At 56.8% G+C, this 14,883-nt stretch carries 11 protein-coding genes and 1 pseudogene; 10 read left to right on the forward strand and 2 right to left on the reverse strand.

What is annotated here, in order from left to right; all coding sequences use genetic code 11:
• Window positions 1–10 precede the first annotated feature (10 nt).
• On the reverse strand, window positions 11–682 hold the full coding sequence (gene pspA, locus WLO31_RS10430; RefSeq protein ID WP_435930400.1) for a phage shock protein PspA: 672 nt from the start codon (window positions 680–682) through the stop codon (window positions 11–13).
• A 173-nt stretch (window positions 683–855) separates the two neighbouring features.
• Between pspA and pspF the strand changes: the two genes are divergently transcribed.
• From pspF to pdeR, 10 genes and pseudogenes are all read left to right on the forward strand, one after another.
• The gene (gene pspF, locus WLO31_RS10435; protein WP_435930401.1) at window positions 856–1,845 is read left to right on the forward strand and encodes a phage shock protein operon transcriptional activator; all 990 of its coding nucleotides are present in this window, start codon (window positions 856–858) and stop codon (window positions 1,843–1,845) included.
• A gap of 124 nt (window positions 1,846–1,969) precedes the next feature.
• Window positions 1,970–3,610, forward strand: a complete 1,641-nt coding sequence (gene sapA / locus WLO31_RS10440) for an ABC transporter substrate-binding protein SapA (RefSeq protein WP_435930403.1) — start codon at window positions 1,970–1,972, stop codon at window positions 3,608–3,610.
• Entirely contained in the window at window positions 3,607–4,572 is a 966-nt protein-coding gene (sapB, locus tag WLO31_RS10445) for a putrescine export ABC transporter permease SapB (protein ID WP_435930404.1), read from the forward strand. Before sapA ends, sapB begins: the two co-directional genes overlap by 4 nt.
• Window positions 4,559–5,449 carry a putrescine export ABC transporter permease SapC gene (gene sapC / locus WLO31_RS10450; protein WP_435930405.1) on the forward strand — a complete coding sequence of 297 codons (891 nt, stop codon included), beginning with the start codon at window positions 4,559–4,561 and terminating at the stop codon, window positions 5,447–5,449. Before sapB ends, sapC begins: the two co-directional genes overlap by 14 nt.
• Window positions 5,449–6,440, forward strand: a pseudogene (gene sapD, locus WLO31_RS10455) (putrescine export ABC transporter ATP-binding protein SapD). The gene sapC and the pseudogene sapD overlap by 1 nt, the downstream one beginning before the upstream one ends.
• The gene (sapF, locus tag WLO31_RS10460) at window positions 6,440–7,246 is read left to right on the forward strand and encodes a putrescine export ABC transporter ATP-binding protein SapF (RefSeq protein ID WP_435930407.1); all 807 of its coding nucleotides are present in this window, start codon (window positions 6,440–6,442) and stop codon (window positions 7,244–7,246) included. Before sapD ends, sapF begins: the two are co-directional and overlap by 1 nt.
• A gap of 179 nt (window positions 7,247–7,425) precedes the next feature.
• Entirely contained in the window at window positions 7,426–8,217 is a 792-nt protein-coding gene (fabI, locus tag WLO31_RS10465) for an enoyl-ACP reductase FabI (RefSeq protein WP_435930409.1), read from the forward strand.
• A gap of 189 nt (window positions 8,218–8,406) precedes the next feature.
• Entirely contained in the window at window positions 8,407–9,564 is a 1,158-nt protein-coding gene (locus WLO31_RS10470; RefSeq protein WP_435930411.1) for a CMD domain-containing protein, read from the forward strand.
• A 101-nt stretch (window positions 9,565–9,665) separates the two neighbouring features.
• The gene (locus WLO31_RS10475; protein ID WP_435930413.1) at window positions 9,666–11,600 is read left to right on the forward strand and encodes an exoribonuclease II; all 1,935 of its coding nucleotides are present in this window, start codon (window positions 9,666–9,668) and stop codon (window positions 11,598–11,600) included.
• 343 nt (window positions 11,601–11,943) lie between these two features.
• A complete protein-coding gene (gene pdeR / locus WLO31_RS10480; protein WP_435930414.1) occupies window positions 11,944–13,935 on the forward strand; it encodes a cyclic di-GMP phosphodiesterase in 1,992 nt (663 codons plus the stop codon).
• On the opposite strand, the gene WLO31_RS10485 is transcribed toward pdeR, so the two are convergent.
• Window positions 13,932–14,801, reverse strand: coding sequence for a crotonase/enoyl-CoA hydratase family protein (locus tag WLO31_RS10485; protein WP_435930415.1), 870 nt, complete (start codon window positions 14,799–14,801; stop codon window positions 13,932–13,934). The genes pdeR and WLO31_RS10485 overlap by 4 nt on opposite strands.
• Between the last annotated feature and the right edge of the window lie 82 nt (window positions 14,802–14,883).

Here is a 14,883-nt window from a genome sequence, read left to right on the forward strand (position 1 = left end):
CTGCGAAAATTTAACCGCGATCCTGGGCGTTCATTTTTGCTTTCAGCGCCGCCAACTGTTCGCTGATTTCATCGTCGGCTTTCAGTTCGGCAAACTGCGTATCAAGGTTTTTCTGTTTGCCAAAGCCGTGGCTTTCAGCTTCAGATTCCATCTGGTCGATGCGGCGCTCGAAAGATTCAAAACGAGCCATCGCTTCATCCAGCTTACCGCTGTCCAGCTGGCGGCGCACGTCACGGGAAGAAGAAGCAGCCTGATGGCGCAGCGTTAACGCCTGCTGGCGCGCGCGGGTTTCGCTGAGCTTGTTTTCCAGCTCGCCAATCTCTTTTTTCATGCGCGCCAGGGTTTCATCGACATGCACCGCTTCGTCTTCCAGGGTGGCGATCAGGTCGGTTAAATTTTGTTTTTCGATCAGCGCCGCACGGGCCAGATCTTCTTTATCTTTACGCAGCGCCAGCTCCGCTTTTTCCTGCCATTCAGCCTGCTGAGCGGTTGCCTGCTCTACGCGGCGGGAAAGCTGTTTCTTTTCAGCCAGCGCGCGGGCCGAGGTGGAACGTACTTCAACAAGCGTGTCTTCCATTTCCTGAATCATCAGACGTACCAGCTTCTGCGGATCTTCCGCTTTTTCCAGCAGCGAGTTGATGTTGGCGTTCACGATGTCGGCAAAACGAGAAAAAATACCCATAATTCAATCCTCTTTAGTCATTATTTCAGGTGCCAGGCACCCTGCACGGAATGAATAATACAATTGCCGTGCCAACTTTTTATATTATTGATATTAAAGATATTGATTAAACTTGACAGGTTGCCGCTGGCGTTTATAGTGGTTTTATTCGCTAACAGTTGGTTAATTTCATCATGGCAGAGCATAAAGATAATCTCATCGGCGAGGCAAACAGCTTTTTAGAGGTGCTCGAGCAGGTTTCCCGCCTCGCTCCTCTCGAAAAGCCCGTGCTGGTTATTGGCGAGCGCGGCACGGGCAAGGAGCTCATCGCCAACCGCCTGCACTTTCTTTCGCGCCGCTGGCAGGGGCCGTTTATCTCGTTAAACTGCGCCGCGCTCAACGATAACCTGCTGGATTCCGAGCTTTTCGGCCATGAAGCCGGCGCCTTTACCGGCGCTCAGAAACGCCATCCCGGCCGCTTTGAACGCGCGGATGGCGGCACGCTGTTCCTTGATGAGCTGGCAACCGCGCCGATGATGGTGCAGGAAAAGCTGCTGCGGGTGGTGGAATACGGCGAGCTTGAACGCGTCGGCGGCAGCCAGCCTTTGCAGGTCAACGTGCGGCTGGTATGCGCCACCAATGCCGATCTGCCAAAGCTTGCCGCAGAGGGAAAATTCCGCGCCGACCTGCTCGACAGGCTCGCTTTTGACGTCGTCACCCTGCCGCCGCTGCGCGAACGCCGGCCCGACATCATGCTGATGGCCGAACACTTTGCGATTCAGATGTGCCGTGAATTACAGCTCCCCCTCTTCCCCGGATTTACCGAAGAAGCACGGCAAACTCTGGTGAACTACGCCTGGCCGGGGAATATCCGCGAGCTGAAAAACGTCGTGGAACGCTCGGTTTATCGCCACGGCAGCAGCGAAGATCCGGTTGATGAAGTGATTCTCGATCCCTTCGCGCGCCGCGAAACAACCTCCGCACCCGTTGAACCTTCAGGGTTACCTGCTTTACCTGTCGATCTGCGGCAGTGGCAAAACGACCAGGAAAAACAGCTGCTGGAAACCAGCCTGAAGCAGGCTAATTATAACCAGCGTCGCGCAGCCGAACTGCTTGGTCTGACCTATCACCAGCTGCGCGCCATGATGAAAAAGCATCTTGTTCATCCGGGAAACATCCCCTGAAAGGGTTTTTGCGACGCTTTTATCATCACTCTGCGCAGAAAAATGGCACTCATCGCCACTTATTTTGGGCAGAAGGCCAGAGTGCGATACACTTTGGCTATCACCTTTGAAAACTCAAAAACTTATGCGCGGAATTATCCCCTCCCTCTTGCTGAGTCTGAGCTGCCTGAGCGGCGTGGCGCTGGCGGCTACGCCAGGCCCGAAGCCTGACGACATTCGCAAGAGCGGATTTGTTTATTGCGTTAATGGCCAGGTTAATACCTTTAACCCGCAAATGGCGAGCGGCGGCCTGACCGTGGACACGCTTGCCGCCCAGCTTTATGACCGCCTGCTGGACGTCGATCCCTATACCTATCGTCTGGTGCCGGAGCTGGCGCAAAGCTGGGAAGTGCTGGATAACGGCGCCACCTACCGCTTCCACCTGCGCCCGAAGGTGCAGTTCCAGACCACGCCCTGGTTTAAGCCAGTCCGGGCGATGAACGCCGATGACGTGGTGTTCAGTTTTCAACGCGTTTTTAACCGCAACCACCCGTGGCACAACGTCAACGGCGGAAACTATCCTTACTTCGACAGCCTCCAGTTTCCGGATTCGGTAAAAAGCGTCCGCAAGCTGGATAACAACACCGTTGAGTTCCGGCTGGAAAAGCCGGACGCCTCGTTCCTGTGGCATATGGCGACCCATTACGCCTCGGTGATGTCGGCTGAATATGCCGCCCAGCTGGCCAAAGCCGGCCGTCAGGAATTAATAGATCGCCAGCCGGTGGGCACGGGTCCTTTCCAGTTAAGCGAGTACCGGGCCGGCCAGTATATCCGCCTGGCCCGCAATCCTGCGTACTGGCGCGGCGTGCCGCTGATGCCGCAGGTGGTGCTGGATTTAGGATCCGGCGGCACCGGGCGCTTATCGAAACTGCTGACCGGCGAATGCGACGTGCTGGCTTACCCTGCCGCAAGCCAGCTGACTATCCTGCGTGACGATCCTCGTCTGCGCCTTACCCTGCGTCCGGGAATGAACATCGCCTATCTGGCTTTTAATACCAATAAGGCGCCGTTGAATAATCCTGACGTGCGCCATGCGCTCGCTTTAGCGATTAATAACCAGCGCCTGATGCAGTCTATTTATTACGGCACGGCAGAAACCGCCGCTTCGATTTTGCCGCGCGCCTCCTGGGCGTATGACGGCGATGCTAAAATTACCGAATACAATCCCGGGAAAGCGCGTCAGCGTCTTAAAGCGCTGGGGATTAATAACCTGGAGCTGCGCCTGTGGGTGCCCACCAGCTCTCAGGCCTGGAACCCAAGCCCGCTGAAAACCGCCGAACTGATTCAGGCGGATATGGCGCAGATTGGCGTGAAGGTAACCATCGTGCCCGTCGAAGGCCGTTTCCAGGAGGCGCGTTTGATGGATATGAACCACGATCTGACGCTGGCCGGCTGGGCGACGGACAGTAACGATCCGGACAGCTTCTTCCGCCCGATGCTGAGCTGTGCGGCGATCCGTTCGCAAACCAACTATGCGCGCTGGTGTAATCCTGGGTTCGACAGCGTGCTGCAAAAGGCGCTCGCGTCCCAGCAGCTCGCCTCGCGCATCGAAGCCTATAAACAGGCGCAGGATATTCTGGCAAACGATCTTCCCGTGCTGCCGCTGGCCTCTTCGCTGCGCCTGCAGGCCTATCGCTATGATATTAAAGGCCTGGTGCTAAGCCCGTTTGGCAACGCGTCCTTCGCCGGGGTTTCTCGTGACGACGTAGAGGTGAAAAAACCATGATCATCTTTACCCTGAGGCGTTTGTTACTGCTGTTAATCACCCTATTTTTCCTGGCGATAGTCGGCTTCAGTCTGAGCTATTTTACGCCGCACGCGCCTTTGCAGGGCGCCTCTTTGTGGAACGCCTGGGTGTTCTGGGCTGAGAGCCTGCTGCACTGGGATTTTGGCGTCTCCAGCACCAACGGGCAGTCCATTAACGAACAGCTGCGCGACGTCTTCCCGGCGACCATGGAGCTGTGCCTGCTGGCCTTTGGCCTTGCGCTGCTGATCGGCATTCCCGTGGGCATGCTTGCGGGCATTACGCGTAATAAATGGCAGGACAAACTGATAGGTGCGCTAGCGCTGCTCGGTTTTTCGATTCCGGTGTTCTGGTTCGCCCTGCTGCTGACGCTGTTTTTCTCGCTCACGCTCGGCTGGTTCCCCGTTTCCGGGCGTTTCGATTTGCTTTATGAAGTGAAGTCCGTCACCGGCTTTGCGCTGGTGGATGCCTGGCTTTCCGATTCGCCTTATCGCCATGAAATGATCCTCAGCGCCGTGCGCCACATCGTGCTGCCGGTAGTTACGCTTGCCGTTGCCCCAACGACGGAGGTGATTCGCCTGATGCGCCTGAGCACCAGCGAAGTATTCGATCGAAACTATATCAAGGCGGCGGCCACACGCGGCCTGTCCCGCTTCACCATTCTGCATCGTCACGTGCTGCACAACGCGCTGCCGCCGGTTATTCCACGCCTGGGCCTGCAGTTTTCAACCATGCTGACGCTGGCGATGATTACCGAAGTGGTCTTTAGCTGGCCGGGACTGGGGCGCTGGCTGATTAACGCCCTCCGTCAGCAGGACTACGCGGCGATTTCCGCAGGCGTCATGGTTATCGGGTCGTTAGTCATTATCGTTAACGTGCTTTCTGATATTTTGGGTGCTATGGCTAACCCGCTGAAACATAAGGAATGGTATGCCTTACGATAGCGTCTATCACGAGAAACGGCCGCCAAGCACCCTGCGCCTGACGTGGCGCAAATTTTATGGCGACGCCTCGGCAATGGTTGGCCTTTACGGCTGCGGCGCGCTGGTTCTGCTGTGCGTCTTTGGCGGCCTTTTCGCCCCTTATGGTCTCGATCAGCAGTTCCTTGGCTATCAGCTGCTGCCGCCGTCCTGGTCCCGCTATGGCGAGGTGTCTTTCTTTCTCGGCACGGACGATTTAGGGCGCGATGTATTAAGCCGTCTGTTAAGCGGCGCGGCGCCCACCGTGGGTGGCGCTTTTGTGGTTACGCTGGGGGCGACGGTCTGTGGCGTGGTGCTGGGCGTAATTGCGGGCGCGACGCACGGTCTGCGATCTGCGGTACTCAACCATATCCTTGATACGCTGCTTTCTATTCCTTCGCTGCTGCTGGCGATCGTTGTGGTGGCGTTTGCAGGCCCGCACCTCACGCACGCTATGTTCGCCGTCTGGCTGGCGCTGCTGCCGCGCATGGTTCGCTCGGTGTACAGCGCGGTTCATGACGAGCTGGAAAAAGAATACGTCGTGGCCGCGCGCCTCGACGGCGCCACGACGCCCAATATTTTGTGGTTCGCCGTGATGCCAAACACTGCCGCAACGCTGGTCACGGAAGTTACCCGCGCGCTGTCGATGGCGATTTTAGATATTGCCGCGCTCGGCTTTCTGGATCTCGGCGCGCAGCTTCCCTCGCCGGAATGGGGAGCGATGCTTGGCGACGCGCTGGAGCTGATTTATGTCGCGCCCTGGACCGTGATGCTTCCGGGCGCAGCGATTATGATTAGTGTATTGCTGGTCAATCTGCTGGGCGACGGACTGCGCCGTGCGATTAACGCGGGGGTGCAATAATGCCATTACTTGATATCCGTAATCTGACCATCGAACTGATGACCTCCGAGGGGTGGGTGAAAGCCGTGGATCGCGTCAGCATGACGCTCAGCGAAGGCGAAATTCGTGGTCTGGTAGGCGAGTCTGGTTCAGGCAAGAGCCTGATTGCCAAGGCTATCTGCGGCGTCACCAAAGATAACTGGCGGGTTAGCGCAGACCGCATGCGCTTCGATGATATCGACCTGCTGCGCCTCACCGCGCGCCAGCGCCGTCGCCTGGTTGGCCATAATGTGTCGATGATTTTTCAGGAGCCGCAGTCGTGCCTCGACCCGTCAGAACGGGTGGGCCGCCAGCTGATGCAAAACATCCCGGGCTGGACCTATAAGGGCCGCTGGTGGAAACGCTTTGGCTGGCGTAAACGTCGTGCAACCGAGCTGCTTCACCGCGTGGGAATCAAAGAGCATAAAGACGTGATGCGCAGCTTTTCGTATGAGCTCACCGATGGCGAATGCCAGAAAGTCATGATTGCGATTGCGCTGGCCAACCAGCCTCGCCTGCTGATTGCCGATGAGCCGACAAACGCCATGGAGCCGACGACGCAGTCGCAGATTTTCAAGCTGCTGACCCGGCTTAACCAGTACAACAACACCACGATTTTGCTTATCAGCCACGATCTGCAAATGCTCAGCAAATGGGCGGATAAAATCAACGTGATGTACTGCGGGCAAACGGTGGAAACCGCCACCAGCGAGGAGCTTATCGCAACGCCGCATCACCCTTACACTCAGGCCTTAATTCGCGCCATACCGGATTTCGGCAGCCCGATGCCGCACAAGAGCCGGTTGAATACCCTGCCGGGGCCATCCCCCTGCTGGAGCATCTGCCTATTGGCTGCCGCCTGGGGCCCCGCTGCCCTTATGCACAGCGCAAATGTATTGAGACGCCGCGTCTTGAAGGGGCGAAAACGCACCTATACGCCTGCCATTTCCCCCTGAATATGGAGAGTCACTAATGGGCGAAACGCTGCTGGAAGTGCGTAATTTAAGTAAGACGTTTCGCTACCGGACGGGCCTGTTTCGCCGCCAGCATGTCGAGGCCGTGAAGCCGCTGAGTTTTACCCTGCGCGAGAAACAGACGCTGGCGATTATCGGCGAGAATGGCTCCGGGAAATCAACGCTTGCGAAAATGCTTGCCGGAATGATTGAGCCTACGAGCGGCGAGCTGATGATTGACGACCACCCGTTGCGCTTTGGCGACTACTCGTACCGCAGCCAGCGCATCCGCATGATTTTCCAGGATCCGAGCACCTCGCTCAATCCTCGCCAGCGTATTTCACAAATTCTGGATTTTCCGCTGCGCCTGAATACCGATCTGGAGCCGGAAGCGCGCCGGAAAAGGATTGTCGAGACGCTGCGCCAGGTGGGATTGTTGCCCGATCACGTCAGCTATTATCCTCACATGCTCGCGCCAGGGCAGAAACAGCGTTTAGGGCTGGCGCGCGCGCTAATCCTGCGGCCAAAAGTCATTATCGCGGACGAAGCGCTGGCCTCGCTGGATATGTCCATGCGCTCGCAGCTGATTAACCTGATGCTCGAGCTACAGGAAAAGCAGGGCATCGCTTATATCTACGTGACGCAACATATCGGCATGATGAAGCATATCAGCGATCAGGTAATGGTGATGCACCACGGCGAAGTGGTGGAGCGCGGCAGTACGGCGGACGTGCTGGCCTCTCCGCTTCACGAACTCACCAGGCGGCTGATCGCCAGCCACTTTGGCGAAGCATTAACCGCAGACGCGTGGCGAAAAGACCGTTAGCACAGGCACGACCTCTGGCGAGGCGATAAGCACTCGGCCCCCGCTGGAAAAATAACGTGACACAACCCGGCGCGAGTGGGATATAATTTCAATTTAGTGTTGAATAATTGTGACTAATCGTTTGTAACCTCATGATTATACACTTATAAAATTAGCAGAAACTATAAGGATTCAAAGCTATGGGTTTTCTTTCCGGTAAACGCATTCTGATCACTGGCCTCGCCAGCAAACTCTCCATCGCCTACGGTATCGCTCAGGCGATGCATCGCGAAGGCGCTGAACTGGCCTTCACCTATCAGAACGACAAACTGAAAGGCCGTGTAGAAGGTTTTGCTGCCGATCTGGGTTCCAGTATCGTACTGCCGTGCGATGTTGCAGAAGATGAGAGCATCGACGCGCTGTTTACCGAACTGGCAAAAAGCTGGCCGAAATTTGACGGCTTCGTTCACTCCATCGGTTTCGCGCCGGGCGATCAGCTGGATGGCGACTACGTGAATGCCGTGACCCGCGAAGGCTTTAAAATCGCTCACGACATCAGCGCCTACAGCTTCGTGGCGATGGCGAAAGTGTGCCGCGAAATGCTCAACCCTGGCTCTGCGCTGCTGACCCTCTCCTACCTGGGCGCAGAACGCGCAATCCCTAACTACAACGTTATGGGCCTGGCTAAGGCTTCTCTGGAAGCTAACGTGCGCTACATGGCGAACGCGATGGGCCCTGAAGGCGTGCGCGTTAACGCCATCTCCGCAGGTCCAATCCGTACTCTGGCGGCAAGCGGCATCAAAGATTTCCGTAAAATGCTGGCGCACTGCGAAGCGGTTACGCCGATTCGTCGTACCGTTACTATCGAAGATGTGGGTAACTCCGCGGCCTTCCTCTGTTCCGATCTGTCTGCCGGTATTTCCGGTGAAGTCGTTCACGTTGACGGCGGCTTCAGCATCGCAGCCATGAACGAGCTTGAACTGAAAGACTAATTCCGCCCGTTTCGGGGCGGGCATCCGCCTGCCCCGTCAACACCCCGTTTTTGCCGCCCCATATACCATTCCGATATTTATTATCACCGATCGTTCTTTTGTCGCCTTTCGCGCTTGCGCCAGGATAAAGCAGCGAACCAGGTCCCCCTCTCTTTACCGGCCTGTTAACTCTTTGACCAAGGAACGACCATGGAACAACGCCACATTGCGGGCAAAAGCCACTGGTATCACGAAACCCAGTCCAGTCTCTGCCCGGCGGATGTCCTGCCGTTGGTTCCCGAAGCTGCCCACGCAGACCGCTTTTTACTCGACCTTAATTTAAACCAGCAACAGCTTGACGACGAACAGGCGTGGATAGCGGCCGCCCGTAGCGCCAGCGAGACGCTGATGCCGGAAAAGGTCGCAGCGACGCGTATGCATACTCTCAGCTGTTATGACCGGCTGAGCACCGCGCTTACCGTCGCGCAGGTTTATGGCGTGCAACGGCTTTGCAACCACTATGCGGCGCGTCTGGCGCCGCAGCCGGGCCCCGACTCTTCGCGCGAGAGCAACCGCCGCCTGACGCAAATCACCCAGTACGCCCGCCAGCTTGCCAGCCAGCCGACGCTCATCGATAACGCGTCGCGCGCGCAGCTCGATGAGGTTGGGCTGTCGGCAAGCGATATCATCACCTTCAATCAGCTGATTGGTTTTATTGGCTTTCAGGCCCGCGCCGTGGCCGTCTGGCAGGCGCTGCAGGGGCTGCCCGTCCGCTGGCTGCCCGGCCTCGATACGCTGCAGGATGCCCCGGCAGAGATGTTTACCGCTAAAGACGCGTTCTGGGCTGCGGATCTGCCCCCGGTGGAGCTGCGTTACGCCCGGACCGATCAGCTTGAAGCGTTGAGCGTAAGCCAGCCTCTTCGCCCGCTACAGGGCCTGGAATGGCTGCTGGCGCATGACGCCCCTGCGCTTTGTGCATTGAGTCAGTTACTCAGCCAGCTGTGGCAGCCCGCCCCGGACCATACCGACGAACAGACGCTGGTGATGCTGCTTTCTGCCAGGATCAACGGCAGCCCTTCCTGTTTCGCGGAAGCCGCAAAGCTGTGGCGCGGCGATAGCGGCCTGCCCGATGCGGTACGCAACGGTGAAAGAGCGCTGCAGGCATGGAGCCATAACCATCCCCGTGAACGCGCTATTATTCAGGCGGTACAGCTGCTCACCCGCGCGCCTGACCGTTTCAGCGCCGCGCATGTGCAACCCTTGCTGGAGCAGGGTTTTTCCGCCTCTGAAGCGTTAAGACTGCTGGTCAGCTCGGGCCTCTTTGGCTGGCTTAACCGCCTGAAAGTCGGGCTGGGCGGCAGGCCGTAAGCGCTGAATCTGGCGTGCTTTTGAGGCAAACAGCGCTTGCCGCAGAGTACGGATTCGCGTAAAACTGTCAGCCGCTCTTTTGGCCACGAAAACTAAACAATATGTTTCAGGATAACCCGCTGCTCGCGCAGCTTAAACAGCAACTGCATTCCCAGACTCCTCGCGCCGAAGGCGTGGTAAAAGGTACTGAAAAAGGCTTTGGCTTCCTCGAGGTTGACGCCAGTAAAAGTTACTTTATTCCGCCTCCGCAGATGAAAAAAGTGATGCACGGCGACCGTATCAGCGCTGTGATCCACACGGACAAAGACCGGGAGACCGCTGAGCCGGAAGAGCTTATCGAACCGTTCCTGAGCCGCTTCGTCGGCCGCGTGCAGAAAAAAGACGATCGTCTTTCTATCGTGCCGGACCATCCGTTATTAAAAGACGCTATTCAGTGCCGTGCGGAGCGTTCCGTCACGCACGACTTCCAGAACGGCGACTGGGCTGTGGCAGAGATGAAGCGCCACCCGCTCAAGGGCGATCGCGGATTTTACGCGGAGCTGACGCAGTTCATCACCTTTGGCGACGATCACCTTGCGCCGTGGTGGGTTACGCTGTCCCGCCATAACCTTGAACGCGAAGCGCCCGACGGCGTCGCGACCGAAATGCTTGACGACGGCCTGGTGCGTGAAGATTTAACCGCCCTGCACTTCGTCACCATCGACAGCGCCAGCACCGAAGATATGGATGATGCGCTGTTCGTTGAAGAGCTGGCGGACGGCAAGCTGCAGCTGACCGTCGCCATTGCCGATCCTACCGCCTGGATTGCCGAAGGCAGCAAGCTGGACAATATCGCCAGAGTGCGTGCGTTCACCAACTATCTGCCGGGCTTTAACATCCCTATGCTGCCGCGCGAGCTCTCTGACGATCTCTGCTCGCTGCGCCCCAACGTCTCCCGTCCTGTCGTGGCCTGCCGCATGGTTATTGCACAGGATGGCGCAATCGGCAGCGACATCCACTTCTTCGCCGCGACCATCGAGTCCAAAGCCAAACTGGTTTATGACGAGGTCTCCGACTGGCTGGAAGAGAAAGGCGAATGGCAGCCGCAAAGCGATGAGATTGCTCAGCAGATCCGCCTGCTGCAGCGCATCTGCCTGAGCCGCGGCGAATGGCGCCATAACCACGCGCTGGTCTTCAAAGACCGCCCGGATTACCGCTTCGTGCTGGGCGAGAAAGGCGAGGTGCTGGATATCGTCTGCGAACCGCGCCGCATCGCCAACCGCATTGTTGAAGAAGCGATGATCGCCGCCAACGTTTGTGCCGCCATTATTCTGCGCGACAAACTCGGCTTTGGTATCTACAACGTGCATACCGGTTTTGACCCGGCCAATACTGAACAGCTGGCGAATATGCTCGCAGGCCACGGTTTTACCGTAGACGCGCAGGAAGTGCTGACGCTGGACGGCTTCTGCAAGCTGCGCCGCGAGCTTGACGCACAGCCGACAGGTTTCCTGGACAGCCGTATCCGCCGCTATCAGTCCTTCGCTGAAATCAGCACCGAGCCCGGCCCGCACTTTGGGCTTGGCCTGGAAGCGTATGCGACATGGACCTCCCCGATCCGTAAATATGGCGATATGGTTAACCATCGTCTGCTTAAGGCTATCGTTAAAGGCGAGTCGGCAACGCGTCCGCAGAATGAAACCACCGTCCAGATGGCGGAGCGCCGCCGCCTGAACCGCATGGCTGAACGCGACGTGGGCGACTGGTTATACGCCCGTTTCCTGAACGACCTGGCCGGGACCGATACGCGCTTTGCCGCTGAAATCATTGATGTCAGCCGCGGCGGAATGCGTGTGCGTCTGGTTGAAAATGGCGCAGTGGCGTTTATCCCCGCGCCGTTCATCCACGCGGTGCGCGATGAGCTGGTTTGCAGCCAGGAAAACGGCACCGTGCAGATTAAAGGCGAAGTCGCCTACAAAGTGACCGATGTTATCGATGTGACTATCGCCGAAGTGCGCATGCAAACGCGTAGCGTTATCGCCCGCCCGGCCGCGTAAAAATCATATAACTACTCATAAAGGCTGAATAGATTTTCAGCCTTTTTCTTTTTGGCTCTCCTCCTTTTCCCTTTTTTCTCTGATATATTTTCCTGCGATTGCGCACAGCACGCCATTAACTTCTTACTTTTGTTATAATTTCGCAGCCTCGCTGGTAAGAGACGCTAAACGATTTTAATACGATGTGCCTTTAACCTTTGTAGAAATTATGCATTTCACCTTCATTTTCTGACGGTTAACACATATCTGCAGGTTTTTATCCGTCGCCGCTTGTTTAACACGGGCTTTATGTTGCTAATATAAATAGTAAACTGAAGTGCCATGCACCGGTTCAGGAGAAAGCATGAAAGACGAGTTGGAGCAGAACCTGCTTTACCGTTATTTAGGGACAACCAGCCCATACTGGCGTTTGCCTTCAGACAGCAACGCTCTGCAGCTTGCCGCCCACGAAAGCGCAGACGCCAGCCAGGTGATTGCGCTGGACCAGGAGCAGGCCGACGAGATACGTCAGATGACGGTGATCACCTCAAGCATCACCATGACGATATCCCTGTTTGGCACCGACATGTCTGTCCATCTTGTGGGGCGAAAAGTCTCCAGGCGCGAATGGGCCGGAACGGCTTCCTCATGGCACGATACCCCTTCCGTTGCGCGCGATCTTTTGCAGGGACTCTCTTTTGCCGAACAGGTGGTGTCTGAAGCGAACTCGGTTATCGTCATCCTGGATCGTCAGGGCAATATTCAGCGCTTTAACCGGCTCAGCGAAGAGTACACCGGCCTGAAAGAGCAGGAAGTCATCGGGCAGAACGTTTTTAAGCTTTTTATGAGCCGCAGCGAGGCTGCCGCCTCCCGACACAATATCAGCGGCTTTTTCCGCAACGGCAGCTCCTATGAAGTTGAACGCTGGATTAAAACCCGCAAGGGCCAGAGGCTGTTTTTATTCCGCAACAAGTTCGTCCACAGCGGCAGCGGTAAAAATGAAATCTACCTGATCTGTTCCGGCACGGATATTACGGAAGAGCGCCGCGCTCAGGAGCGCCTGCGCGTCCTTGCGAACACCGACACCATTACCGGCCTGCCAAATCGCAACGCCATCCACGATCTCATCAGCGCCGCTATAGAAAATCGCGGCGAGACTCAGGTAGGGATTGTCTATCTCGACCTCGATAACTTTAAGAAAGTGAATGACGCCTACGGGCACATGTTCGGCGACCAGCTTCTGCAGGCCGTTTCGCTGGCTATTCTCAGCTGCCTTGAAGAAGGCCAGGTGCTGGCGAGGCTTGGCGGCGATGAGTTTATCGTGCTGGCAACAGACACCTCGCAGGCCACGCTCGAGGCGATGTCTTCCCGCATTCTCACCCGCTTAAAACAGCCCTTCCGCATTGGCCTGATTGAAGTCTATTCCGGCTGCTCGCTGGGTATCTCCCTCGCTCCGCAGCATGGCGAAGACAGGGAAAGCGTCATTCGTAATGCGGATACCGCCATGTATACCGCTAAAGAGAGCGGTCGCGGGAAATTCTGCGTCTTCTCGCCGGAAATGAACCAGCGCGTCTTTGAATATCTGTGGCTTGATACCAACCTGCGTAAGGCGCTGGAAAACGATCAATTGGTTATCCATTATCAGCCCAAAATAACCTGGCGCGGCGAAGTGCGTAGTCTGGAGGCGCTGGTGCGCTGGCAGTCGCCGGAGCGTGGCCTGATCCCGCCGCTGGATTTTATCTCCTATGCGGAAGAGTCAGGGCTTATCGTGCCGCTGGGCCGCTGGGTAATGTTAAGCGTGGTGCAGCAGGTGGCGAAATGGCGCGATAAAGGCATCAATCTGCGCGTGGCGGTAAACGTTTCCGCCCGGCAGCTGGCCGATCAAACTATTTTTAGCGATCTAAAACAGGCGCTAAGAGATTTAGATTTTGAATATTGCCCGGTCGACGTCGAACTCACCGAGAGCTGTCTGATTGAAAACGAAGAGCTGGCGCTGTCCGTTATCCAGCAGTTCAGCAAGCTCGGCGCCCAGGTTCACCTGGACGACTTCGGCACGGGTTACTCGTCGCTGTCGCAGCTGGCACGTTTCCCTATCGACGCGATTAAGCTCGACCAGGCGTTTGTGCGCGATATCCATAAGCAATCCGTCTCGCAGTCGCTGGTACGCGCGATTGTCGCCGTGGCGCAGGCGCTGAATTTACAGGTAATTGCGGAAGGGGTTGAAAGCAAGAAAGAAGACGCCTTCCTTACCAAGAACGGCGTCAACGAACGGCAGGGTTACTTATTTGCTAAACCGATGCCCGCTGCCGTGTTCGAGCGTTGGTTGAAACGTTACCTGGCCCGCACGGCGCGTTAACTGGCCTTACGCAAAGCCGTCGAGCTATGGCGGTTTTGCAGTTGTACCAGCCTTTCCATATAGGCGATATCCTTCGGCTGCAGGCTGAACGCTGCATCCACCCAGTCTTCCGTGATATCCATCAGCTCAGCGCGCGGCAGCTGCAGCACGCGCTGCCGCGCGCGCAGCATGGCGCGGACGCCGTTCAGCTTAGGCTGCAGGGTGTCGATAAAGGTGCGCGTTGCCTGATAGCCTTGATCCGGTTCAAACAACAGATCGACAAGGCCGTATTGCTCGTACCATTCCGCGGTATGCGACTCTCCTTTATAAATTAACTCTTCTGCGAGCTTCATTCCCGAACGCCGGGCAACCAGGGAGTAGCCTCCCATTCCCGGAAACAGGTTAAAGGCTATCTCCGGAAAGCCCATACGTGCATCGCGCTGCGCCAGCACAAAATGGTGCGCCAGGGCCGCCTCAAAGCCGCCCCCTAACGCACTGCCTTCCACCATTGCAAGGCTGATAGCGCCGCTGTCAAAGCCGCGGGAGGCCGCGTGCACGCAGTCCACGCAGGCTCGCGCATACGCACGCAACGCCTCGCGCCGTCCCTCCTTAATGGTTTCAACGAAAAAGCCCAGATCTCCGCCGGTGTTGTACATACCCGGGACCAGCGAACCGGTTACCCAGAAATCGACGGCAAATCCCGAGCGCTGTACCAGATAACTCATGTTCATGATCTCTTCGATCAGCACATGGTTAAAGCACGGGCGAGGCTGCGCGCGAAGCATCATCCATACCGTGCGGCGTTCTTCTTCGTAATAACCCGAAAGCTGGGTAAAGCGTGCAGTATCGGTAAACAGTTTGCAGGTTGGTTGGTTTATCACAGTCATCTTTTTATCCTGGGTTTCAGGGTGGGAAAACGATCTAAAGCGCCTTAGATCGCGTTGCAAAGCAGTCAATTACCGCCGTGCA

The sequence above is a fragment of the Dryocola sharpae genome, from assembly GCF_051307055.1.
Classification (GTDB): domain Bacteria; phylum Pseudomonadota; class Gammaproteobacteria; order Enterobacterales; family Enterobacteriaceae; genus Dryocola.